General features: G+C 59.8%; 17 protein-coding genes. 12 read left to right on the top strand and 5 right to left on the bottom strand.

The window, feature by feature from the left end; all coding sequences use genetic code 11:
* Complete coding sequence (locus AAAB16_RS02135; protein ID WP_340661848.1) at positions 1-396, bottom strand: helix-turn-helix domain-containing protein; 396 nt, start codon at positions 394-396, stop codon at positions 1-3.
* A gap of 124 nt (positions 397-520) precedes the next feature.
* On the opposite strand from AAAB16_RS02135, the gene gstA reads away from it, so the two are divergent.
* The gene (gstA, locus tag AAAB16_RS02130; RefSeq protein ID WP_340661847.1) at positions 521-1,129 is read left to right on the top strand and encodes a glutathione transferase GstA; all 609 of its coding nucleotides are present in this window, start codon (positions 521-523) and stop codon (positions 1,127-1,129) included.
* On the opposite strand, the gene AAAB16_RS02125 is transcribed toward gstA, so the two are convergent.
* The 3 genes from AAAB16_RS02125 to mnmC form a co-directional block, all read right to left on the bottom strand.
* Positions 1,126-2,142, bottom strand: a complete 1,017-nt coding sequence (locus AAAB16_RS02125; RefSeq protein WP_340661846.1) for a HipA domain-containing protein — start codon at positions 2,140-2,142, stop codon at positions 1,126-1,128. The two genes, gstA and AAAB16_RS02125, sit on opposite strands and share 4 nt — an antisense overlap.
* A gap of 90 nt (positions 2,143-2,232) precedes the next feature.
* Positions 2,233-3,777 (bottom strand): sensor domain-containing diguanylate cyclase, encoded by a 1,545-nt coding sequence (locus AAAB16_RS02120; RefSeq protein ID WP_340661845.1) that lies wholly within the window; start codon positions 3,775-3,777, stop codon positions 2,233-2,235.
* Positions 3,778-3,890: 113 nt separating this feature from the next.
* The gene (mnmC, locus tag AAAB16_RS02115; protein ID WP_340661844.1) at positions 3,891-5,876 is read right to left on the bottom strand and encodes a bifunctional tRNA (5-methylaminomethyl-2-thiouridine)(34)-methyltransferase MnmD/FAD-dependent 5-carboxymethylaminomethyl-2-thiouridine(34) oxidoreductase MnmC; all 1,986 of its coding nucleotides are present in this window, start codon (positions 5,874-5,876) and stop codon (positions 3,891-3,893) included.
* Between the two features lie 123 nt (positions 5,877-5,999).
* Here mnmC and pap point away from each other — a divergent pair, with 123 nt between their 5' ends.
* Both pap and AAAB16_RS02105 read left to right on the top strand, forming a co-directional pair.
* Positions 6,000-7,487, top strand: a complete 1,488-nt coding sequence (gene pap, locus AAAB16_RS02110; protein ID WP_340661843.1) for a polyphosphate:AMP phosphotransferase — start codon at positions 6,000-6,002, stop codon at positions 7,485-7,487.
* A gap of 140 nt (positions 7,488-7,627) precedes the next feature.
* Entirely contained in the window at positions 7,628-8,812 is a 1,185-nt protein-coding gene (locus tag AAAB16_RS02105; RefSeq protein ID WP_340661842.1) for a thiolase family protein, read from the top strand.
* A gap of 74 nt (positions 8,813-8,886) precedes the next feature.
* Here AAAB16_RS02105 and lon read toward each other — a convergent pair whose 3' ends face one another.
* Positions 8,887-11,292 carry an endopeptidase La gene (lon, locus tag AAAB16_RS02100; protein WP_340661841.1) on the bottom strand — a complete coding sequence of 802 codons (2,406 nt, stop codon included), beginning with the start codon at positions 11,290-11,292 and terminating at the stop codon, positions 8,887-8,889.
* A gap of 789 nt (positions 11,293-12,081) precedes the next feature.
* Here lon and AAAB16_RS02095 point away from each other — a divergent pair.
* From AAAB16_RS02095 to AAAB16_RS02055, 9 genes are all read left to right on the top strand, one after another.
* A complete protein-coding gene (locus AAAB16_RS02095; protein WP_340661840.1) occupies positions 12,082-12,831 on the top strand; it encodes an AraC family transcriptional regulator in 750 nt (249 codons plus the stop codon).
* Between the two features lie 199 nt (positions 12,832-13,030).
* Complete coding sequence (locus tag AAAB16_RS02090; RefSeq protein WP_340661839.1) at positions 13,031-13,786, top strand: methylamine utilization protein; 756 nt, start codon at positions 13,031-13,033, stop codon at positions 13,784-13,786.
* Positions 13,770-16,130: an EAL domain-containing protein gene (locus AAAB16_RS02085; protein WP_340661838.1), complete on the top strand. Its 2,361-nt coding sequence runs from the start codon at positions 13,770-13,772 to the stop codon at positions 16,128-16,130. The genes AAAB16_RS02090 and AAAB16_RS02085 overlap by 17 nt, the downstream gene beginning before the upstream one ends.
* 49 nt (positions 16,131-16,179) lie before the next feature.
* Positions 16,180-17,046 (top strand): DUF3034 family protein, encoded by an 867-nt coding sequence (locus AAAB16_RS02080; RefSeq protein WP_340661837.1) that lies wholly within the window; start codon positions 16,180-16,182, stop codon positions 17,044-17,046.
* Between the two features lie 2 nt (positions 17,047-17,048).
* Positions 17,049-17,471 (top strand): group 1 truncated hemoglobin, encoded by a 423-nt coding sequence (locus tag AAAB16_RS02075; RefSeq protein ID WP_340661836.1) that lies wholly within the window; start codon positions 17,049-17,051, stop codon positions 17,469-17,471.
* Positions 17,472-17,870: 399 nt separating this feature from the next.
* Positions 17,871-19,358, top strand: a complete 1,488-nt coding sequence (gene putP, locus AAAB16_RS02070) for a sodium/proline symporter PutP (protein WP_340661835.1) — start codon at positions 17,871-17,873, stop codon at positions 19,356-19,358.
* A 272-nt stretch (positions 19,359-19,630) separates the two neighbouring features.
* On the top strand, positions 19,631-20,380 hold the full coding sequence (locus tag AAAB16_RS02065) for a GntR family transcriptional regulator (protein ID WP_340661834.1): 750 nt from the start codon (positions 19,631-19,633) through the stop codon (positions 20,378-20,380).
* Positions 20,377-22,113 carry a fumarate reductase/succinate dehydrogenase flavoprotein subunit gene (locus AAAB16_RS02060; RefSeq protein WP_340661833.1) on the top strand — a complete coding sequence of 579 codons (1,737 nt, stop codon included), beginning with the start codon at positions 20,377-20,379 and terminating at the stop codon, positions 22,111-22,113. Before AAAB16_RS02065 ends, AAAB16_RS02060 begins: the two co-directional genes overlap by 4 nt.
* A 58-nt stretch (positions 22,114-22,171) precedes the next feature.
* Positions 22,172-22,417 (top strand): ferredoxin family protein, encoded by a 246-nt coding sequence (locus tag AAAB16_RS02055; protein WP_108096737.1) that lies wholly within the window; start codon positions 22,172-22,174, stop codon positions 22,415-22,417.
* Positions 22,418-22,484: the final 67 nt, after the last annotated feature.

Raw genomic sequence — 22,484 nt, 5'->3', positions numbered from 1 at the left:
TCAGGCGTCCACCAACTTATCTTCGAACGCCAGCTGAGCCTCGTTGAGCTCATTGATATTGGCTTCTACCCAATGGTCCAACGCACGAATCGGCTCGCTCAGCGACAGCCCCAGGGCGGTCAACGAATACTCCACGCGCGGCGGCACTTCGGGGTAAGCCTGGCGCGTAACCAGGCCAAAACGTTCAAGGCGGCGCAGGGTTTGGATCAGCATTTTTTCCGAAATACCGCCGACCTGGCGGCGCAGTTCCGCCGTGCGGTGGGTGCCGAGGGCGAGGGTGTGAATCAGCAGCAGCGCCCACTTATCGGCCAGTACATCGAGCACATAGCGGGCTGGGCAGGTAACGCTGAATACATTGCCGGCGCGGCAGGCAGCTTGGTCTTGATCGTCGAGCATGGAGAGGGCCTGAGAGGTAAATGCATACTTACCAAAAGGTAGGTACTTGTGCCGTGGAAAGCAATCGCTAAGCTCGGCTCACGCGTTTTTCGCGCGCCTCTGCCACTGCTCTTAAGGACTGCTTATGAAACTGTATTACTCCGCCGGCGCCTGCTCATTGGCCCCGCACATTGCGCTGCTGGAAGCCGGTTTGCCTTTCGAATTGGAAAAGGTCGACCTCAAAGCCAAGGTCACCGAAACCGGCGCCGACTTTATCGCCGTCAACAGCAAAGGTTACGTTCCTGCACTGGCCCTGGATAACGGCCAGGTGCTGACCGAAGGTGCCGCCGTACTGCAATACATCGCCGACCAAAAGCCCGAATCCGCCTTGGCGCCTGCCGCAGGCACCCTGGCCCGTTACCAGTTGCAGGAATGGCTGACCTTTATCTCTTCGGAAATCCATAAGCCCATGGCGACGATGTTCAACCCGGCGCAATCGGCCGACTGGAAAGCCGCCGTCAGCGTAAGCCTGAGCAAGCGCCTGGATTGGCTGAGCGTGCAACTGCACGGCAAAGACTACGTACTGGACAACCACTTCAGCGTGGCCGACGCCTACCTGTTTACCGTGCTCAGCTGGACCAACGTTGTTGGTTTTTCGCTGGCCGCCTGGCCCCAGGTGCAGGCGTATATGGCACGGGTTGCGGCGCGCCCGCACGTGGCTGCAGCGATGAAGCAGGAAGGGTTGCTGGGCTAAGTCGCCAGGCGAAACGCCGGGGCCATGCGCTCGATTTCTCGTGCCGATAGGCCGTGAAGCGGGCTGCCGGCCAGGGTGCGCCAACGCTGTACCACGCTGATTTGCGTGTGGATGATGTGACGGGCATCGGCCAGCGACACGCGAAAGATCGACGCTACCGAAAGCGCCAGTTCCAGGTCCATAGCGTTGTCGGTTTCGCTGACGTTGAGTTTCAGCTCGCGGGCGCCAGGGTCAGGGTTGATGTCATAGGCGGGTGATAGCTCCCAGCCTTTACCGGGGCGCAAGATAAAGCCGGTATTACGCAGGTGCCCATCGCTGTTGGACACCAGCATGTCGAACACCAGGCGAGACCAGAGCAGGCGTAAATCCTGGTTCGGGCGCGCGCCTCGGGTGATCAGTACGCTGGCGATATCCAGGTACGAAGCACCGCTGCTGGCGTCGTCGCCGTCTTGCTTGTCGGTGAGGGTCATGGCCGAAGCAAAATGCAGGCGGCGACCTGTGTCGGTACGGTCAAAACGTCTTACCAGATAGGTGTGATAGGCGCTGGCAAAACGTGCGACTGCTCCTTGCGCTGGAGCAATGCCGCACCTGTTGGCGAGATAGTTGACCACGCCTTCCCACGCACCGACGTTGTAGCGGTCGCGGGTGCTGGGAAATTTGGCGATATACAAGTGCCCTTGTTCATCCATCACGCTGGCTTTGGGGCGTGCACCGCGCAGTGACCCACCGGGGGCAATGAGCAGACGTAGTTGATCGTCATTGATGGCGGTCGGATTCGCCTCGGACTCCTCGAAGGCCAGCGACGCTGCTTCCAGTTCGTGGAGCATCACCAGCGGTGGCGCGTCCTCGCGACGTTGGTTATGCAGAAATGGGCCTTGTGGTTCGAGGCTGTAACGCAGGGCGCCAACGCGGTACTGGTCATGCACGCCCAGCAGATAGTCTGACGCATGCAGACGCGGTGCTGGGCCGGTGCCACCTCCGTTACGCCCGCGCCGCTCGGCGCGGCGCTTCATTAGCAGCTGGCCCCAGCGATCGGGCGATGAGTCGGCGATCATGCCAAATGAGGTGCGGTCTTTGGGCGGGTATTGCGGCCGCGGCCCTTGCTATTGGTGGTGTTGTGTAATCGCCACACTCGGCGCCTGATACGCGCACACCTGATTACGCCCTTGGCTCTTGGCCTGATACAGCGCCGTATCGGCCTGTTTGATCAACGCTGCTGCGTCTTCATTTTCCGCTTGCTGGGCGAACGCTATGGCCACGCCGAGGCTGACGCTCACCACGCCGAACGGACTGTCCAGGTGTTCTAAGGCCTGCTCGAAGATGGCTTGGCGAATGCTTTGGGCTATCTCCAGGGTGTTGGCTTCGTTGGCGCCGGGTAATACCAAAAGCATTTCTTCACCGCCGTAGCGGGCGGGCAGGTCTTCGGCGCGCCGCGCAAAGGAGGCCAGTACCTTGGCTACCGCTCTGATCGCGGCATCCCCGGCGACATGGCCGTAGCGGTCGTTGTAGCGTTTGAAGTAGTCGATATCGAGCATGATCACGCCCAGCGGCGCATGGGTGCGGCGTACGCGGCCAAGTTCCTGGGGCAGTACCGCGTCCAATTGGCGGCGGTTGGCTAAGCCGGTCAGGGCGTCTTCTTGGGAGAATTTTTGCAACGCGGCGTGGGCATTGCGCATTTCCCGTTCAGCGGCTTCGCTACGCGATATTTGCTGGAGCAGCACCCGCGCGAAGGCCAGCATGCTTAGGCCGATCAGCGCAGATACCACACCGGCAACAGCGAGTTGGCGCCACCAAGGCAGGCGAATGGCCTTTGCGGAGATACCGGAGATGGCTACCAAGGGAAAATCGCTAAAACGTTGGAAACTGTACATGCGCTCTTTGCCATCGACCGATGACTCGATCAATGCGGTGCCGCCGTTGTTCAAAGGCAGCAAATTTTTAAAGATCGGCCCCTGCGCGATGCTGGTACCGATCAGGGCCGGTGAAAACGGGCGGCGCGCGAGAATGGTGCCGTCGGCGTAAGCGAGGGTGAAGGAGTCTTCTTTGCTGGTGCGGAACTGGGCGTAGAAGTCGTTGAAAAAGCTGACCTTGAGCGTCGCCAGTGCGACGCCGGCAAAGCTGCCATCGGCGGCATTGATACGTCGTGACACCGGAATAATCAGCTCACCGGTAGAGCGGCTGGTGATCACCTTGCCGACATGCACGCCTGGATCGTCGTGTTCGCGGTGGTAAATAAAATACTCACGGTCGGCATTGTTGGCGTTGGCGGGTATTTGCTCTTTGTCGGTTACCAGCCAGGCACCCGTACGGTCGTAGATAAACAATCCATGTAGCTGCGGCAGCACGTTGATCTGATTTTTCAAAAAGACCTGCATGCGCGGGATATTGAGCCGTTCCAGGCTATCCCATTCGCAGCGCTCGACCACTCCCGTCAATAACGTGTTGGCGTGGTAAATGGCGCCACGTACATGGGCCTCGGTGGAGTGGGTCAGGTTGACTGCCGCCTGGCGCGCTTGAAAAAACGCCTGGCGGTATGACTGATACAGCTGCCAGCCCTCAAGGGCCAACACCACCGTCAAGCCAAAACACACTAAGCCATACGTAAGGCCGCGTAGCCGGTCGATATTCAGTGTTTGCGTGCGATCCATGGCACGTATTCGCCTGTTCAAGGGGCTCGGTGGGTTTTAGCGTAGCCCATGCTCAGGCGTGTACTACGCGCAGCAAACGATTGCGCGAATACGCGTGGTGCGCACAGCACACCCTAGCCGCGTACGAGCTTGCGCAACATAAAACGATTGGGGTGGCAGGCTTCGGCGACATCGCGCGGCAGTGGCAGCGGTTCATTGTCGAGCCAGGCGGCGAGCAGTTCGGCGGCCAGTGGTGCGGTGATCAGGCCGCGGGAACCGTGGCCGGTATTTACATATAACCCCGGTAGCCAGGGGCAGGGGGTCGCCGGGGTTTGTCGGGCGTCTTTGCGCAGCACGCCGTAGGCTTGGGCAAAGGCGTCGGCATCGGCCACAGGGCCGACGATGGGCAAATAGTCGGGACTGGTGCAGCGAAAAGCGGCGCGGCCGCGTAGCTCGGCAACCGGCAAGTTGTCGGCATTCAGGCGTTGGGCCAGGTCGGTGGATATCTCGTTAAGCAGTTGCAAGTTGCTGATGTGCTCATCGGCGCTAAGGCTAAGGTCGTCGCTATGGAAGTCAAAGCTGGCGCCGAGGGTATGTTCGCCGTCCCGTGCTGGCGCCACATAGCCTTCGGCGCAGACCACGGTGCTTAACGCCGTGCTCTCAGCCGTTTGCGCCAGGCAGGTGATCTGCCCGCGAATGCGCTTAAGCGGCAACTGGGCGGTGGCGGAAAAACCGCGTACATCGGCGGCGCCGGCCAATACCACAACGCTGGCGCTGGCCAATAATTGCTCGCCGTCCCAGGCCTGCCAATGGCCGTTTTCCTGGCGCAGTTGCAGGGCGTGCTGATGCACGCGCAGTTGCACGTTACCGTGCTCGGCCATCAGCCGGCATAGCGCTGGCGGATGCACCCAGCCGCCTTGCGGGTAGAACAACCCGCCGCTGGCCAGGGCGATGCCGGCCTGTTGTTCGGCTTCGGTTTGACTCAGGCTGTGCAGCAGTTCACTGGGAAAGGCCGCCGCCAACTGTGCCTGCCGCGCCGCTTCTTTCTCGTCAAAGGCCAGTTGCAGCACACCGCAGGCATCCCAGTCGTGGCCGCGTTGCAGGCGTTGGATATGCCGGCGGGTATGGCCGAAGCCGGCGACGATCAAGCGCGACAGGCTGGTGCCATGGGCGGAGAGTTTCAGGTACAGCACGCCCTGCGGATTGCCGGAGCCTTCCTGGGCGATAGCGCCATGGCGCTCCAGCAACGTCACCTGCCAACCCCGTGCAGCCAAGCTTTCGGCGCTGGCGCAACCGGCCAGGCCGGCGCCAATTACCAGCGCGGTGCGAGGGCCGGTGTGCTCCGGTGGGCGAGCGTACCAGGCTTTTTCGGCGGGCTTGGTGGGCGGATCGTCCAGGCCAATAAAGTGCCCTTTAAGCACCTGCCATTTATGCCCCAAACCCTCCACGCGTTTGAGCTTGAAGCCCACAGCCTTCAGGGCGCGACGTACATCGCCGGCGGTGGTGAACGTGCCGAGGGTGGTGCGTGGCGTGGACAGCCGCGCCAACTGGGTAAACAGCGCGGGCGACCACATTTCCGGGTTTTTTGCCGGAGCAAAGCCGTCAAGAAACCAGGCATCGATTTCGCCATCCAGCTGCGGCAACAGTTCCATAACATCGCCAATCAGCAGGGTCAGCACCACACGGCCGCCGTCGAATAACAGCCGTTGAAAGCCGCCATGCAGGGCCACGTATTGCTCAAGTAGTTGCTCGGCAAACGGCTGCAACTCGGGCCACAGGTGCAGGGCACGCTGGAGGTCGGCATCGCTCAGGGGGTGTTTTTCCACGCTCACAAAATGCAGCTGCGCCCCGGCCACTGCAGTGCGGGCAAACAACTCCCAGGCACAGAGAAAATTCAGCCCGGTGCCAAAACCGGTTTCACCAATCACCAGCTTGCCGTGGGCGGGCAGGGCGGCAAAGCGCGCGGGCAAGTCGTTGTTGTCGAGAAAAACGTAGCGTGGCTCCGTCAGGCCCAGGCTATTGGAGAAATACACATCGCCGTAGGCGCGCGAGTGGGGCTGGCCTTGGTCGTCCCAGTCCAGGTCGGCGAGGGAGGCGGTTGGCGGTTGGCTTGGGGGCATAGTTTTCGCGCGGCGTGTGAGCACAAGAGCGGCGCATTCTAGCCGAACTTGCTGTCTGTCATGGCTGACCCGCAGCAATCCGCTAGGCTTGGCCAATCATGCAGATAAATGGAGTGAGGGTGTATGTTCGAGTCCGCCGAAATCGGCCACGCGATTGACGACAAAACCTATGAGGCCGAATTACCCGCTCTGCGCGAGGCGCTGCTGGAAGCACAGTTCGAGTTGCAGCAGCAGAAGCGCTTTCCGGTCATTGTGCTGATCAATGGCATTGAAGGCGCAGGCAAAGGCGAGACAGTCAAACTGCTGAATGAGTGGATGGACCCACGGTTGATTCAGGTAAGCACCTTTGACCGCCAAACCGATGAAGAGCTCGCTCGCCCCGCCGCCTGGCGCTACTGGCGACAACTGCCACCAAAAGGGCGCATGGGGATTTTTTTCGGTAACTGGTACAGCCAAATGCTCCAGGGCCGCGTCGATGGCCGTATCAAAGATGCCGTGCTCGACCAAGCCATTATTGGCGCCGAAGGCCTGGAGCGCATGCTCTGTGACGAAGGCGCGCTGATCTTTAAATTCTGGTTTCACCTGTCGAAAAAGCAGATGAAAGCCCGCCTGAAAAACCTGAAAGACGATCCGCAGCGCAGCTGGCGCCTGAGCCCGCTGGATTGGGAACAGTCGCAAACCTACGACAAATTTGTGCGCTACGGCGAGCACGTGCTGCACCGCACCAGCCGCGACTACGCGCCCTGGTATGTGGTCGAAGGCGCCGACGAAAACTACCGCAGCCTGACCGTGGCGAAGATTCTGCTCGAAGGCCTGCAAGCCGCGCTAAAATCCAAAGATCGCCCGCAACGCCATCCCCATGCCGGCCCAGCGACCGTCAGTTTGGATAACCGCAGCCTGCTCGGCAGCCTGGACATGAGCCAGCGCCTGGACAAAGACGACTACCAGAAACAACTGGCCAGCGAGCAGGCACGCCTGGCCGGGCTGGTGCGCGACAAACGCTACCGCAAGCATGCCTTGGTGACGGTATTTGAAGGCAATGACGCCGCCGGCAAAGGCGGCGCGATCCGGCGCGTGGCGGCAGCGCTGGACCCGCGCCAATACCGCATTGTGCCGATTGCCGCGCCCACCGAAGAAGAACGTGCGCAGCCGTATCTGTGGCGATTCTGGCGACATATCCCCGGCCATGGCCAGTTCACTGTGTTCGACCGTTCCTGGTACGGCCGGGTGCTGGTGGAGCGGGTGGAAGGCTTCTGCTCGCCGGCCGATTGGCTGCGTGCCTACGGCGAGATCAATGACTTTGAAGAACAACTGACCCGCGCCGGCATTGTGCTGGTGAAGTTTTGGCTGTCGATCGACCAGGACGAGCAACTGGCGCGCTTTAAAGAGCGCGAAGAGATCCCCTTCAAACGCTTCAAAATCACCGAAGAAGACTGGCGCAACCGCGAGAAATGGCCGCAATACGCCGATGCCGTCGGCGATATGGTCGACCGCACGAGTACCGAAAATGCGCCGTGGACGCTGGTCGAGGCCAATGACAAACGCTTTGCCCGGGTCAAGGTGTTGCGCACCATCAATGACGCCTTGGAGCGCGCCATGAACCGCGATTAATGGGTGGAACAGGGCAGGATCGCTGCGCATACACGGGATGAATAGTCATCGCCCTGCCGGGCAGGGCGGTTTTATTCTAGGCCCAGCTGCTATTCAGCCGACCAATTGACCCCGATTTCAGAACAACAACGAGGTGCGTGATGCGTGAAGTAGTGATCGTCGACAGCGTGCGGACAGGCCTGGCCAAGTCCTTCCGTGGCAAGTTCAACATGACCCGCCCGGACGACATGGCCGCCCATTGCGTCAATGCGCTGCTGGAACGCAACAAGATCGACCCGGCCTCGGTGGAAGACTGCATCGTCGGTGCCGGCTCCAACGAAGGCGCTCAGGGCTACAACATTGGCCGCAACGTGGCCGTGCTATCGGGCCTGGGCACTCAGGTAGCGGGCATGACCCTCAACCGCTTCTGCTCCTCGGGCCTGCAAGCCATCGCCATTGCTGCCAACCAGATCGCCTCCGGTTGCAGCGACATCATCGTCGCCGGTGGTGTTGAGTCGATCACCCTGACGATGAAAAGCGTCAACACCGACAACCTGATCAACCCGTTGCTCAAGGCCAACGTACCGGGCATTTACTACCCGATGGGGCAGACTGCCGAAGTGGTCGCCCGCCGCTACAACGTCACCCGCGAACAGCAAGATGCCTACGCCCTGCAAAGCCAGCAGCGCACCGCTCGCGCGCAAGCCGAAGGGTTGTTCGACGACGAAATCGTGCCGATGGCGGTGAAGTATTTTGTTGAAGACAAAGCCACGGGCGAGAAAACCATTGTTGAAGGCGTGGTCGACCGCGACGACTGCAACCGTGCCGATACCACCCTGGCCAGCCTGCAAGGCCTGAAACCGGTGTTTGCCGAAGATGGTTCGGTAACGGCGGGTAATGCCTCGCAGCTGTCCGATGGCGCCTCCATGACCTTGGTGATGAGCCTGGATAAAGCCAAAGAACTGGGCCTGCAGCCGCTGGCTTATTTCCGAGGCTTTACCGTGGCCGGTTGCGAGCCCGACGAAATGGGCATCGGCCCGGTGTATTCGGTGCCAAAACTGCTCAAAGCCCGCGACCTGACGGTTGAAGACATCGACCTGTGGGAACTCAACGAAGCCTTTGCGTCGCAGTGTCTGTATGCCCGTGACTTCCTGAAAATCGACAACGAGAAATACAACGTCAACGGCGGCTCGATTTCCATTGGCCACCCATTCGGCATGACCGGCTCGCGCCAGGTGGGCCATTTGGTTCGTGAATTGCGTCGTCGCGACAAGCGCTACGGCATCGTCACCATGTGTGTGGGCGGCGGTATGGGCGCTACGGGATTGTTTGAAGTCTACAAATAAGGGTCTGCCGGTAAAGCTGTACGGCAATAAAAAACCGCGCCTAGGCGCGGTTTTTTATTGCCCGAACGCTGGCCTTAGAACAACACCTTGGCCACGTCGTTAAAGCGTTTGGCGAAGTGCACGGTAATGCCTTCTTTGAGGTAGTCCGGCAGTTCGGTGAAATCGCCTCGGTTGGCTTCCGGCAAAATCAGTTCGTAGATCTTCTGCCGCCGCGCCGCAATCACCTTTTCCCGCACACCGCCAATGGGCAGTACATGGCCGGTCAAGGTCAGCTCGCCGGTCATGGCCACGCCTTTTTTTGGCGCCTGGTTACGCGCCAATGACAGCAGTGCCGTAGCCATGGTTACCCCGGCGCTAGGCCCGTCTTTGGGCGTCGCGCCCTCGGGCACATGCAGGTGCACAAAGGCTTCATCAAAGAATTTAGGATCGCCTTGGAAGTCCTTGAGGTGCGAACTCACGTAGCTATAGGCAATTTCAGCGGACTCTTTCATCACCTCGCCCAGTTGCCCCGTCAGTTTAAAACCCCGGTTGAGCGTGTGGATGCGTGACGCCTCAATCGGCAACGTGGCGCCGCCCATGCTGGTCCAGGCCAGACCGGTGATGACGCCAACGCCGGAGAGCAACTGCTCACGACGAAACAGCGGCATGCCCAGGTAGGCTTCAAGATCTTTCGGGCCGATTTTCAGCTTGCTGGCTGGGTCACCGAGTAGCTTTACCACCGCTTTGCGTATCAGCTTGCCCAGTTGCTTCTCCAACTGCCGTACACCGGCTTCGCGGGCATAGCCTTCGATCACCGCTTTTAGCGCGCTGTCGCTGATGCTCAGGCGCTGCTTGGGTACGCCGGCTTTTTCCAATTGCTTGGGCCACAGGTGGCGTTTGGCGATGGCGAATTTTTCTTCGGCGATATAGCCGGCCAGGCGAATCACTTCCATACGGTCGAGCAGCGGCCCAGGAATCGAATCCAAGGTATTAGCCGTGCACACAAACAACACCTTGGACAGGTCCAGGCGCAGGTCTAGGTAGTGGTCGAGAAATTCGGCGTTTTGTTCCGGGTCGAGGGTTTCCAGCAAGGCCGAAGCCGGGTCGCCCTGGTGGCTGGCGCCGAGCTTGTCGATCTCGTCGAGCATGATCACCGGGTTCATCACCTCCACCTCTTTCAACGCCTGCACCAGCTTGCCGGGCAAGGCGCCGATGTAGGTGCGACGGTGGCCTTTGATCTCCGCTTCATCGCGCATACCGCCAACGCTAAAGCGATAAAACGGCCGCCCCAAGGTTTCCGCGATGGACTTGCCAATACTGGTTTTACCCACACCCGGCGGGCCCACCAATAAAACGATGGAGCCGGCAATCTCGCCCTTGAACGCACCCACGGCGAGAAACTCAAGAATGCGCTCCTTGATGTCGTCCAGTCCGGCATGCTGTTCATCCAGCACTTGCTTGGCGTGCACCAGGTCGAGCTTGTCTTTGCCGTGCACACCCCAGGGAATGACCGTGGCCCAGTCCAGATAATTGCGCGTGACCGCGTATTCCGGCGAGCCGGTTTCCAGAATCGACAGTTTATTCAGTTCTTCATCAATGCGTTTGCGCGCCTGCTCCGGCAAGGTTTTACCTTCCAGGCGTTGCTCAAACTGCTCGATATCGGCACTGCGATCATCCTTGGTCAGGCCCAGCTCCTGCTGGATCAGCTTGAGCTGCTCCTTAAGGAAAAACTCGCGCTGGTGCTCGCCAATGGTGCGGTTTACCTCCGCCGACAACTCGCTTTGCAAGCGCGCGACTTCCACTTCCTTGCGCAGCATCGGCAACACTTTTTCCATGCGCTGCAACACCGGCACGGTATCGAGCACCTCTTGCAACTCCTTCGGCGCGGCGGTGGTCAGGGCGGCGGCAAAATCGGTGAGTGGCGAGGGTTGGTTGGGGCTGAAACGGTTCAGGTAGTTCTTCAACTCTTCGCTATACAGCGGGTTGAGCGGCAGCAGCTCCTTGATCGCATTGATCAGCGCCATGGCATAGGCCTTGACCTCATCGCGCTTGTCATCGGCGCTGGGCGGGTACTCCACCTCCGCCAGGTACGGCGGGCGATGGCGCTTAAGCCAGCCACGGATTTTCACCCGCTGCATACCCTGGGCAACAAACTGCAACTTGCCATCAACGCGACTGGCCTGATGGATTTTTACCAGCGTGCCGTGCTCAGGCAGGCTATCGGTATTGAAATGGCGCGGATCGGTAACCGGCTGGTCAACATAAAACAGCGCCAGGCTGTGGTGATCAGTCTTGGCCACCAACTCCAAGGTTTCGGCCCAGTGCTCCTCATTCACAATGACCGGCAACACCTGCGCCGGAAAGAACGGGCGGTTATGAATGGGGATGACATACAACCGCTCGGGTGGCCGCTGATTAGGCAGCGCCAAGGCATGGGGCAAATGCAGCCCCTCGGGCAATAGCGCGTCGTCGTCTTCAATATCGGTAACGTGGTCGTTCATGCGGCACCTGTGATCACTACATGAATAGGTAGATGGGTCGGGGCGGGAAACAATTCAATGGCAGTTGTAAAGATTGGAGCGGGAGGGAGGGGGCTTTGCGAGCTGTGATGGTCTTCATTACCGTGGGCGCTGAATGTTTAGGTCGCGTTTAACGCGCGTCCGCCGTAGGGTGTGCTGTGCGCACCAGCTTTTGCTGTTTGTTCTTGTTGCGGTGGAGGCCTTCTTTACCGCGTGTGCTGGACGTTTTGTTTCGCGCCTTACGCGCGAGTTTCTTTTGGCATCGCCCCAAAAGAAACCAAAAGGTCTAGCCCCTACCTTGGCCCTACGCTGCGCTTCGGGTGCCCTCGCTCCGTCGTTGCTCCAGGGGGCGGCGTGCAGGGCCATCCATGGCCCCACGCCTTTCGCGGCTCCTGCCGCTCAACCCCCTACGCAACGACTCCGCTCGGCCTGCGATGAATGGGGCGGGTAGATCAAAAGCCAGATCACAAGCCAGATCAAAATCGGAAGCGCGGTCTCCCTTTGTAATGGAGGCCGGCCCGCTTTCAAATAGGTCCCGCGCGTAAGGCGCGAAACCAAACGTCCAGCACACGCGGTAAAGAAGACCAGCACCGCAACCAGAACAAACAGCAAAAGCTGGTGCGCACAGCACACCCTACAGCGTAATGCGCGAAACAAAACGCCCCCCGTCAGCAATTTCATGCCCAATCTTAGGGCGCGCCGGTCGCCTGCGACTGGGAAAAAAACACCTATTCCCGTACCATGCGCGCAAATTTTGACCAGCTATCCCCCATGCTTGAAGCCCGCCTGCTGCGCCTCGACGACCAGACCCACGAACACGCTCACGACCACCATCAACTGGTGATGTCGCTGTCCGGCCGCGCCGAATTTGAAGTCAACGGCCGTGGCGGCGAGGTCTGTCGCATGCGCGCGTGCCTGGTGCCCGGCGATGCCGAGCATCAGTTCGCCGGGGTCGGTGATAACCGCATGCTGATCATTGATTTGGACGAACAGGGCAATACCGCCGAAGACCAGGAACTGCTCGCCGGCCTGTTCGATATGCCGCGTTACCCGGCCTTGGATGCCGATTTCCAGAACCTGCTCAGCTACGCCGGTGCCGAGCTGGCGCGCTATGGCAGCGATCCCCATCTGGCGCGTTCCCTTAGTGGTGTGCTGTTGCGGGCCTTGCACTTGCGCCTGTTTGGTGAGCGTCGCCAGCGGGCGTTGGGGCCGCTGAATGTTGAGCGCCTGGATGCCTATATCGATCAGCATCTGGCGCGGCGCATCAGCGTGGCTGAGTTAGCCCAAGTGGCTTGCTTGAGCCCTAGCCATTTTCATGTGCAGTTCAAAGACAGCCTGGGCATGACCCCGCACCAATACCTGCTGAAAATTCGCCTAGACCGCGCCTCGCGCCTGCTGCGTGAAAGCGCACTGCCGCTGGTGCGTATCGCCGAAGAATGTGGCTTCTCCAGCCAAAGCGCACTGACCACCGCCATGCGCCGTTACCTGGGCCTGACCCCTAGGCGCCTGCGCGGCGTTTAGCGCCCCACTGCTCGCTTGGCTGCGGCATTGAGGCTGGGCGTTACGCATTTCCCGACTATATTTCGTACAGGCTACTCATCTGCGCACCGTTCGGCGCAGTGATGGCCAATTGCCTTTTTTGCCGTGAACTTTATTCGCGAACCCGTTAGTCTGGCCCCGCGCACTGTAGGGCTGTTCTGCGCTCTCTCAAGGTAGGTGTATGCCAGTGATTCTTTGGATAGCTCAGCGTTTTCGTCGCGATACTCGCTTTTTCCTTTCCCTAAAAGTTCCTGCACTCGCCGTGGTGCTTACGCTGTTCACCAGTTGCTCGGTTGGCGCCGCCAGCTTTCAGGCGACGTTGGTGGATGCCCGAGGCAAACCTGTCGACGGCGGCGTGATCACCCTGCAGGGGCCTACCGATGCGCCATTACCTGCGCAAACGGCGATCATGGACCAGGTGCAAAAGCAGTTTCAGCCCAGCGTGTTGGCGGTGCATACCAGCACCAAAGTGAGCTTCCCCAATAGCGATAATATTCGCCACCAGGTGTATTCCTTCTCGCCGGCCAAGCGCTTTGAACTGCGTTTGTACGAGGGCACGCCGTCCGAGCCAATCACCTTTGATAAACCCGGCGCGGTGGTGTTGGGCTGCAATATTCATGACTGGATGGTGGGTTATATCTACGTCACCGATGACCCTTGGTTCGCCGTCACTGACGCTACCGGCGTGGTCCAGTTGCAGCTGCCCGCCGGCCATTACACCGTCACGCTCTGGCATCCGAAAAGTCCGGATCTGCTGCCGCAAAAAGGCGGCGAACTGACCCTGAGCGATAAGGGCGCTAGCCAGCAGTACACCGTCAATGTCACGGCCGCTTCCGACGAGTCCGAAGAACACGAGGAACATGGCGAGCATTACCCAGAGAAACCTTCAGCCTTTGGCGAAGCATTCAAGAAGGCCGCGAGTGAAACGAAGGAATAGCTTTCAAACCCGCATTGCCGGTGTGCTGATCCTGCTGTTGTTGGTGGTGATCGGCTCGCTGTACTTCGCCGTTAAAGCGGCTACTGCCGATGCGGTGAAAAAACAGGCCAGCCAACAGTTGGAAGTTGGCGTGCGGGTGTTTGAGCGCCTGCTCGATGTGCGCAGCCGGCAGATTCGCGATGCAGTGCAAGTGCTGTCTTCGGACTTTGGTTTCAAAGACGCCGTGGCCAGCGACGACACCGCCACCATCAGCTCGGTGTTGGGCAACCACGGCAAGCGTATCGACGCCACCGAAGTGCTGTTGCTGGCGCTGGACGGCACCATCAAGGCCACCGCCACAGCCAGCAATGGCCCCGACGCGTTTACCCCTGGCATTGCGTTTCGCTACAGCCGCGAATTGGCTGAGGCGCGGCGTAATAAACAGTCGGCCTTGATCGTGTCGATCAATCACGAGCCGCACCTGCTGGTCGAAGCCCAGGTGCTGGCGCCGATCGCCATCGCCCGGGTGGTGATGGGCTTTCGCATGGACGATGCCCTGGCCTCTGAACTGCGCAGCCTGACCAACCTGGATGTGTCATTTCTGGCCATCGAAAACAATACGCCCGGCCGCTTGATCAGCACCCTGAGTGCCGATCAGGAGTCGGCGATGGCCAACAATCTGCAGCTGGAAAAAACCACCACCCTCAAAGAGTTTGAGTTTGCCGGTCAGCGTTACCTTAACGAGCAACTGGTGCTGGCCACGGGCAGCAATTACCAGGTGCAGGCTTATCTGCACAGCTCGTTGGACCAAGCTTTGGTGGCCTTTAAACCGCTGGACCGTCGTGTGCTCGTGATCGCCCTGTGTGCCTTGCTGGCATCGCTGGTTGGCGCGTTGTTTCTCGCTCGCAGTATTTCCCGGCCAGTGCGTGAACTGGCGCGGGTGGCCGAGCGCGTGGGGCAGGGCGACTATCAAGGCGATATCGATTTAAAACGCAGCGACGAACTTGGCGTGTTGGCCAAAACCTTCCAGCAAATGCAGACCGATCTGGCCGAGCGCGAACGGCAGTTGGCCCACAACGCGCTGCACGACAGCCTGACCGGCTTGCCCAATCGCACCCTGGCGGTTGAACGCTTGGGCAGCTCGATTATGGCCGAGCGGCCAATGGCCTTGCTGAACCTGGGCATCGCCAACTTTCGCTCGGTCAATGAAACCTGCGGGCCGGGCGGTGGCGACCTGGCCTTGCAGCAGATCAGTCGCCGGTTGCAGGCCACCCTGCGCCCTGGCGATAGCCTGGCGCGACTGCTGGCCGATGAGTTCTTGGTGATGCTGGATGGCAGTGACCGCGACAGCGCCGTTGCCGCCGCCGACCACTTGCAGCAACTGCTGATCAAGCCCCTGCGGGTGGGTAACCATGACATTGCGCTGGACTGCTGCATTGGCATTGCCGCTTACCCGCAAGACGGTGTCACTCCCGACGAGCTGCTGCGCCGCGCCAACCTGGCGATGAACGATGCGGCGCGCCAGCCAGGGCGCTTGCAGGTTTATCAACAAGGGCGTGAAGACGATCACGAGCGGCAGATCAACTTGATCCGTGACCTGCGCCGCGCCGCCGAGGGGGGTGAGCTGGTGCTGCACTACCAGCCCAAGCTCAATATCAACGAAGGCCATGTGCGTCAGGCTGAAGCCCTGTTGCGCTGGCAGCACCCGCACTACGGCCTGGTGTCGCCCGGCGAGTTTATTCCGCTGGCCGAGCGCACCGGCAGTATTCAGGCCCTTACCGCGTGGGTAATCGAGGAGGTACTGCGCCAGTTGCGTGAGTGGAACGGGCGCGGCCTGCGGGTGTTGATGTCGCTGAATATCTCTGCCGAAGACCTGCACGATATTGGCTTGGCCACCCGCGTCAGCCGTTTACTCGCGCAATACGCGGTGCCCGCTGAGCAGCTGATATTCGAGATCACCGAAAGCGCGGTGATGCAAAACCCGGAGACGGCGCTGAAAGTGCTGCACAGCCTGCGCGCCTGCGGCATCAGCCTGTCGGTGGATGACTTCGGCACCGGCTACTCTTCGTTGGCGCAGCTTAAGCGTATGCCGGTGCAGGAACTGAAGATCGACCAGTCTTTTGTGCGTGATCTGGACGATGCCAGCGAAGACTCGGTGATCGTGCGTTCCACCATCGAAATGAGCCACAGCCTGGGCCTGAAAGTGGTAGCCGAGGGCGTGGAGTTTGAACGCTGCTTGCGCCTGTTGGAGAAATGGAACTGCGACACCGCCCAGGGCTACCTGATCAGTCGGCCGCTTACCGCGCTGGCGTTTGAAGCCTGGGTGACGCAACCGTTGCGGGCCAATCTGGCGATGTTGCACTAGAGCAGGTGCTAGACGCGTACCTGATAGAAAAGACGGCAAGGACGATGGCATGACCAAGACCTTTACCGCCCTGGCATTTGGCTTGGGCTTGGCCTGCAATGCAGGCCTGGCAGCAGCAGACAATGGCCGCTTACTGGCCACCGGTGGCGCCAGTAGCATTGATGGCGCCGCGGGCGGCGGCATTACGCCGTGGGCCGTGTTGGCCGGTTATGGCGAACAGGGCGAGTGGGGCGGCACTGTATTTGCCACGCGGGTAGAAACCGGCGATTACCGTCTGGATGTGGTTGGCGGCGCGGTGTCCTACGGCAACCGTATCGAACTGTCTTACGCCCGCCAGCGCTTTGACCTTGGCACCTTGGCGCGCGACCTGGCCTTGCCGGAAAACACCCTGAGCCAGGATATTTTCGGGGTAAAAGTGCGGCTGTTCGGCGACCTGATTTACGAGCAACTGCCGCAAGTGTCGCTGGGCATCGAACACAAACGGCAGAAAGACTTCCTTATCCCCAGCCTGGTCGGCGCTAAGCGTGACGAAGACACCGAAGGCTACCTCACCGCCAGCCGCTTATTCCTCGGCGGCGCCTTTGGCTACAACCTGCTGGTTAACGGTGGCCTGCGCTACAGCCGCGCCAACGAACTGGGTTTGCTCGGTTTTGGCGGCGACCGTCGCGATACCCGTAGCGTGCTCAAAGAGGGCTCGGTGGCCGTGCTATTTAACCCGCGCTGGGCCATGGGCGTGGAATATCGCGAGAAGCCGGACAACCTGAACTTTGCCGGAGAAAGTGATTGGGCCGATGTATTTGTCGGCTACTTCCCCAACAAGCATGTTTCCGTGGTGCTGGCCTACGCGCGGCTTGGTGAAATCGCCACCTTGGATAACCAGGACGGCGCTTACCTGTCCATTCAGGGGGCCTTTTAACCATGCGCCTACTGCTCAGTTTGCTGCTGGCCCTGACCTTGGCCGCCTGCGCCCAGCAACCACCCAAAGATGACAGCCTGTACCGCGCCCTTGGCGAGCGCGACGGTATTACCCGTATTGTCGAGGGCATGCTGCTGAACATCGCCAAAGACGCGCGCATCGTTAAGCACTTCGAAAATGTCGACATCGACCGCCTGCGCGACAAGCTGGTGGAGCAATTCTGTGTTGAAGCTGGCGGCCCGTGCACCTACACCGGCGACAGCATGGAAGAAAGCCACAAAGGCCAGAACCTGACCCGTAGCGACTTCAACGCCTTGGTCGAAGACCTGCAAGCCGCCATGGACGCCGAAGGCATCCCCCAACCTGCACAAAACCGCCTGCTGGCGCGCCTGGCGCCGATGCGTGGGCAGGTGATCGAGAAATAAACGCCGACAGTCAGCGCGTTCACCGTCGTCCCCGCGCAGGCGGGGATCCAGGCTTGCCGGGACGGCGGTGATCAGCGCGACAGTCTGGATTCCCGCCTTCGCGGGAATGACGGAGTTTTTTCGGTAACGTTGTCTGTTCCCACGGGTGTAAGGCCAGAGCCCCGTGCTCAGTAAGTTCCCGCCCCCAGAGTTTTCAACAAAAACTCCATAGCTTTTGGCAAGAATTCGCCCCCTCTGTGCCCCTACATTCCGTGCTCCGCTTTTTTTGCCCCACGCCCGAGAATTCGCGGCGGCCGCGGGTTTGCACTAAACAAAGAGTGGCGTTGAGCGTTCCGTTTAAACAGACGACGAATGCAGAGCATCTCTAGCATTCGCATAACAAATAAGAGAGACCTGCTTATGACTGCCAGCACTCCCATGCTGATCACCTTTGTGGTGTATATCGCCGCAATGGTTCTGATCGGCCTGTTCGCTTACCTGCGCACCAACAACCTGTCCGATTACATCCTTGGCGGTCGCAGCCTCGGTAGCTTTGTTACGGCCTTGTCGGCTGGCGCTTCGGATATGTCCGGCTGGCTGTTGATGGGCCTGCCTGGCGCTATCTACATGTCTGGCCTGTCGGAAAGCTGGATCGCCATCGGCCTGATCGTCGGTGCTTATCTGAACTGGCTGTTTGTTGCTGGCCGCTTGCGCGTACAAACCGAGCACAACGGCAACGCCCTGACCCTGCCGGATTACTTCACCAACCGCTTTGAAGACACCAGTAAAGTGCTGCGTATTCTCTCGGCGCTGGTCATTCTGCTGTTCTTCACCATCTACTGCGCCTCGGGTGTGGTGGCCGGTGCGCGTTTGTTTGAAAGCACCTTTGGCATGTCTTACCAAACCGCGCTGTGGGCCGGTGCGGCGGCAACCATCGCCTACACCTTTGTGGGTGGTTTCCTGGCGGTGAGCTGGACCGACACCGTACAAGCCTCGCTGATGATCTTCGCCCTGATCCTCACCCCAATCGTGGTGATGCTGGCCACCGGGGGCATCGACCCCACTTTCGCCGCCATCGAACTGAAAGACGCTGCCAACTTCGACATGCTAAAAGGCGCGAGCTTTATCGGTGTGATTTCGCTGATGGGCTGGGGCTTGGGCTACTTTGGCCAGCCGCATATCCTCGCGCGCTTTATGGCCGCCGATTCGGTGAAATCGATTCCAGCCGCCCGCCGTATTTCCATGACCTGGATGGTGCTGTGCCTGGGTGGCGCTGTGGCCGTGGGCTTCTTTGGTATCGCCTATTTCTCCGCGCACCCGGAACTGGCCGGCCCGGTGACCGAGAACCCGGAGCGGGTGTTTATCGAACTGGCGAAAATCCTGTTTAACCCATGGGTTGCCGGTGTGTTGCTGTCGGCGATTTTGGCGGCAGTGATGAGCACCCTGAGTTGCCAACTGCTGGTGTGCTCCAGCGCCCTGACCGAAGACTTCTACAAATCCTTCCTGCGTAAAAACGCTTCGCAAAAGGAATTGGTGTGGGTCGGTCGTGCCATGGTGCTGCTGGTGGCTGTTGTGGCGATTGGTATTGCTGCCAATCCTGAGAGCAAGGTATTGGGCTTGGTGTCCTACGCCTGGGCCGGCTTCGGCGCCGCCTTTGGCCCGGTGGTATTGATTTCGCTGGTATGGAAAAACATGACCCGCAACGGCGCCCTGGCCGGCATGTTGGTCGGTGCCCTGACCGTGATCTTGTGGAAAAACTTCCTCAACCACATCGGCCTGTACGAAATCATCCCCGGCTTTATCTTTGCCTCTATCGCCATTGTGCTGTTCAGCAAAATTGGCCAAGGCCCGTCGGCCAGCATGCTGGCGCGTTTTGACAAAGCCGAGCGCGAATACCAAGACGCCTGATCGCGCGTACCTGCCTATTTAGTGCTTTTGCCGGCCCCCCCAAAGGGGCCGGCTTTTTTATGCCTGCTGATCAGCATCGCCGCGCTTTCGTAGGGTGTGTTGCGCGCACCAAGCGATATGTGCCTGAACGCTTTGAGGCGCACAGCACACCCAACGGGACGGCATTACGGTCATATGCTTATGCAATAAAAGTTCTATGCATGATCTGCTTATGCTCGTATCTTCTCGTCACAACTTGTTATAACAAGTTAAAAGCATCTGAGAGATACGTCATGGCCGAGTTGATTCCGCTGTCCCCTGTTCCGCTGTATAGCCAGCTTAAAGAAGTGCTGCGTGCACGCATTCTTGATGGCACTTACCCGGTGGAAGTTCGTATGCCGTCGGAAAGCGAGCTGGGCGCCACCTTTGGCGTCAGCCGCATCACCGTGCGCCAGGCGCTGGGTGATCTGCAGAAGGAAGGGCTGATTTTCAAGATTCACGGCAAGGGCACCTTTGTCGCCAAGCCCAAAGCTTTTCAGAACGTCAGCACCTTGCAGGGGTTGGCCGAATCGATGACGCAGATGGGGTACGAGGTCATCAACCGTCTGCACAGCGTTAAACACCTGCCCGCATCGCTGCGGGTTGCCGAACGTTTGCAGTTGGAGGAGGGCGCGCCGGTCACCGAGATCAAGCGCGTGCGCTTGGTAAACCGCGAGCCGATTTCCCTGGAAATCACCTATGTGCCCGAGCACCTGGGCCTGCGCCTGGAAAAAGCCGATCTGGTCACCCGCGACATCTTCCTCATCCTGGAAAACGACTGCGCCATCGCCTTAGGCCATGCCGACCTGGCCATCGACGCCATCCTTGCCGACGCCGACCTCACCCGTGCCCTGCAAGTGGAAGAGGGCGCGCCCATCATGCGCATCGAACGCCTGACCCACGACGCCGCCGGCACCCCGCTGGATTTCGAATACCTCTATTACCGCGGCGATGCCTTCCAGTACCGCCTGCGCAGTGACCGTCACAAGGGGCGCCATGTATGAGCCAGTACCCAACTATCGAACGCGAGTACGACATCGTCATTATTGGCGGCGGCACGGCCGGCCCCATGGCGGCGATCAAGGCCAAAGAGCGCAACAAAAACCTGCGCGTGTTGCTGCTGGATAAAGCCAACGTCAAACGCAGCGGCGCCATCAGCATGGGCATGGACGGCCTGAACAACGCCATCGTGCCAGGCCATGCCACGCCTGAGCAGTACACCAAAGAAATCACCGTGGCCAACGACGGCATCGTCAACCAGGCCGCCGTGTACGCCTACGCCACCCACAGCTTCGAAACCATCGAGCAACTGGACCGCTGGGGCGTGAAGTTTGAGAAAGACGAAACCGGCGATTACGCGGTCAAGAAGGTTCACCACATGGGCGCCTACGTGCTGCCCATGCCCGAAGGCCACGACATCAAAAAGGTGCTGTACCGCCAACTGAAACGCGCACGGGTGGACATCACCAACCGGGTGATCGCCACCCGTTTGCTCACCGATGCCGACGGCACGGTCAACGGCGTGATGGGTTTTGACAGCCGCACCGCCGACTTCCATGTGATCAAAGCCAAAGCCGTCATCCTCTGCTGCGGCGCTGCTGGCCGTCTTGGTTTGCCGGCCTCCGGCTACCTGATGGGCACCTACGAAAACCCCACCAATGCCGGCGACGGTTACGCCATGGCCTACCACGCTGGGGCCGAGCTGGCGAACCTGGAGTGCTTTCAGATCAACCCGCTGATCAAGGACTACAACGGTCCGGCCTGCGCCTATGTCACCGGGCCTTTGGGCGGCTACACCGCTAATAACAAAGGTGAGCGCTTTATCGAGTGCGACTACTGGAGCGGGCAGATGATGTGGGAGTTCCACCAGGAACTCGAAAGCGGCAATGGCCCGGTGTTTCTCAAGCTTGATCATCTGGCCGAAGAAACCATCCAGAACATCGAAGAAATCTTGCACAGCAACGAACGCCCCAGCCGTGGTCAGTTCCACGCCAACCGCGGCACCGACTATAGGCAGAGCATGGTTGAAATGCATATCTCCGAAATCGGTTTTTGTTCCGGGCATAGCGCCTCGGGCGTGTGGGTTAATGAAAAAGCCGAGACCTCGGTTCAGGGCTTGTACTCGGCTGGCGACATGGCCGCCGTGCCGCATAACTACATGCTTGGCGCCTTTACCTATGGCTGGTTTGCCGGCACCAACTCGGCAGATTACGTGGCCGAACGCGACTTCACCGAGCTGGACCAAGCACAGATCGACACCGAGCGCGCCCGCGTCTACGCACCGCTATTGCGTGAACACGGCCTGCCGCCGGCCCAGGTGGAATACAAGCTACGGCGCTTTGTAAACGACTACCTGCAGCCGCCAAAAGTGACCAAGAAAATGCAGCTGGGGCTGGACCGTTTTGCCGCCATCGAACACGACCTCGACCAGCTCAAAGCCAACAACGCCCATGAGCTGATGCGTGCCCTGGAAGTCAGCGTGATCCGCGACTGCGCGGAGATGGCCGCACGCGCCTCACTGTTCCGCACCGAAAGCCGCTGGGGCCTGTACCACCACCGCGTCGACTACCCGCTGCGCAACGATGCCGAGTGGTTCTTCCACTGCCACTTGCACAAAGGCGCAGACGGGCAGATGACCAGCTTTAAAAAGCCGGTGGAGCCATACCTGATTGCCCTTGATGACGAAGAACAGCAGGCCTACAACCGCCTGCGCGTGAAGGCTGACGCGGCTGCTTAACAGCAGCAACTGCGTGCACACACTACGAGAGAGCCAGAGGCTCCAAGGAAACCGTGACATGGCCTACCAGCCCCAGGAAATCTTCTTTCGCAGCAACGCGCCGGTGACCATCGACGAAGACAAATGCATCGCCGAAAAAGGCTGCACCGTCTGCGTTGAGGTCTGCCCCATGGACCTCTTGGCCATCAACCCGGCCACACAGAAAGCCTATATGGCCTTTGACGAGTGCTGGTATTGCATGCCTTGCGAAAAGGACTGCCCGACCGGGGCGGTGAAGGTCGAGATTCCGTACCTGCTGCGCTGACGCATCACTTAATAAAACAGCCGTCGTCCCCGCGCAGGCGGTTGTAGGCCTGCTGTTCTTCGTCATC

This window comes from Pseudomonas sp., assembly GCF_037994325.1.
In the GTDB taxonomy this organism is placed as follows: Bacteria; Pseudomonadota; Gammaproteobacteria; order Pseudomonadales; family Pseudomonadaceae; genus Aquipseudomonas.
The sequence above is the reverse complement of the archived record's forward strand: the minus strand, read 5'-3'. Positions and strand labels throughout refer to the sequence as shown.

Bases quoted from the DNA above. Each gene is read 5' to 3' on its own strand.
- AAAB16_RS02135 (WP_340661848.1), bottom strand. From the start codon at position 396: ATGCTCGACGATCAAGACCAAGCTGCCTGCCGCGCCGGCAATGTATTC.
- gstA (WP_340661847.1), top strand. From the start codon at position 521: ATGAAACTGTATTACTCCGCCGGCGCCTGCTCATTGGCCCCGCACATT.
- AAAB16_RS02125 (WP_340661846.1), bottom strand. From the start codon at position 2,142: ATGAAGCGCCGCGCCGAGCGGCGCGGGCGTAACGGAGGTGGCACCGGC.
- AAAB16_RS02120 (WP_340661845.1), bottom strand. From the start codon at position 3,777: ATGGATCGCACGCAAACACTGAATATCGACCGGCTACGCGGCCTTACG.
- mnmC (WP_340661844.1), bottom strand. From the start codon at position 5,876: ATGCCCCCAAGCCAACCGCCAACCGCCTCCCTCGCCGACCTGGACTGG.
- pap (WP_340661843.1), top strand. From the start codon at position 6,000: ATGTTCGAGTCCGCCGAAATCGGCCACGCGATTGACGACAAAACCTAT.
- AAAB16_RS02105 (WP_340661842.1), top strand. From the start codon at position 7,628: ATGCGTGAAGTAGTGATCGTCGACAGCGTGCGGACAGGCCTGGCCAAG.
- lon (WP_340661841.1), bottom strand. From the start codon at position 11,292: ATGAACGACCACGTTACCGATATTGAAGACGACGACGCGCTATTGCCC.
- AAAB16_RS02095 (WP_340661840.1), top strand. From the start codon at position 12,082: ATGCTTGAAGCCCGCCTGCTGCGCCTCGACGACCAGACCCACGAACAC.
- AAAB16_RS02090 (WP_340661839.1), top strand. From the start codon at position 13,031: ATGCCAGTGATTCTTTGGATAGCTCAGCGTTTTCGTCGCGATACTCGC.
- AAAB16_RS02080 (WP_340661837.1), top strand. From the start codon at position 16,180: ATGACCAAGACCTTTACCGCCCTGGCATTTGGCTTGGGCTTGGCCTGC.
- AAAB16_RS02075 (WP_340661836.1), top strand. From the start codon at position 17,049: ATGCGCCTACTGCTCAGTTTGCTGCTGGCCCTGACCTTGGCCGCCTGC.
- putP (WP_340661835.1), top strand. From the start codon at position 17,871: ATGACTGCCAGCACTCCCATGCTGATCACCTTTGTGGTGTATATCGCC.
- AAAB16_RS02065 (WP_340661834.1), top strand. From the start codon at position 19,631: ATGGCCGAGTTGATTCCGCTGTCCCCTGTTCCGCTGTATAGCCAGCTT.
- AAAB16_RS02060 (WP_340661833.1), top strand. From the start codon at position 20,377: ATGAGCCAGTACCCAACTATCGAACGCGAGTACGACATCGTCATTATT.
- AAAB16_RS02055 (WP_108096737.1), top strand. From the start codon at position 22,172: ATGGCCTACCAGCCCCAGGAAATCTTCTTTCGCAGCAACGCGCCGGTG.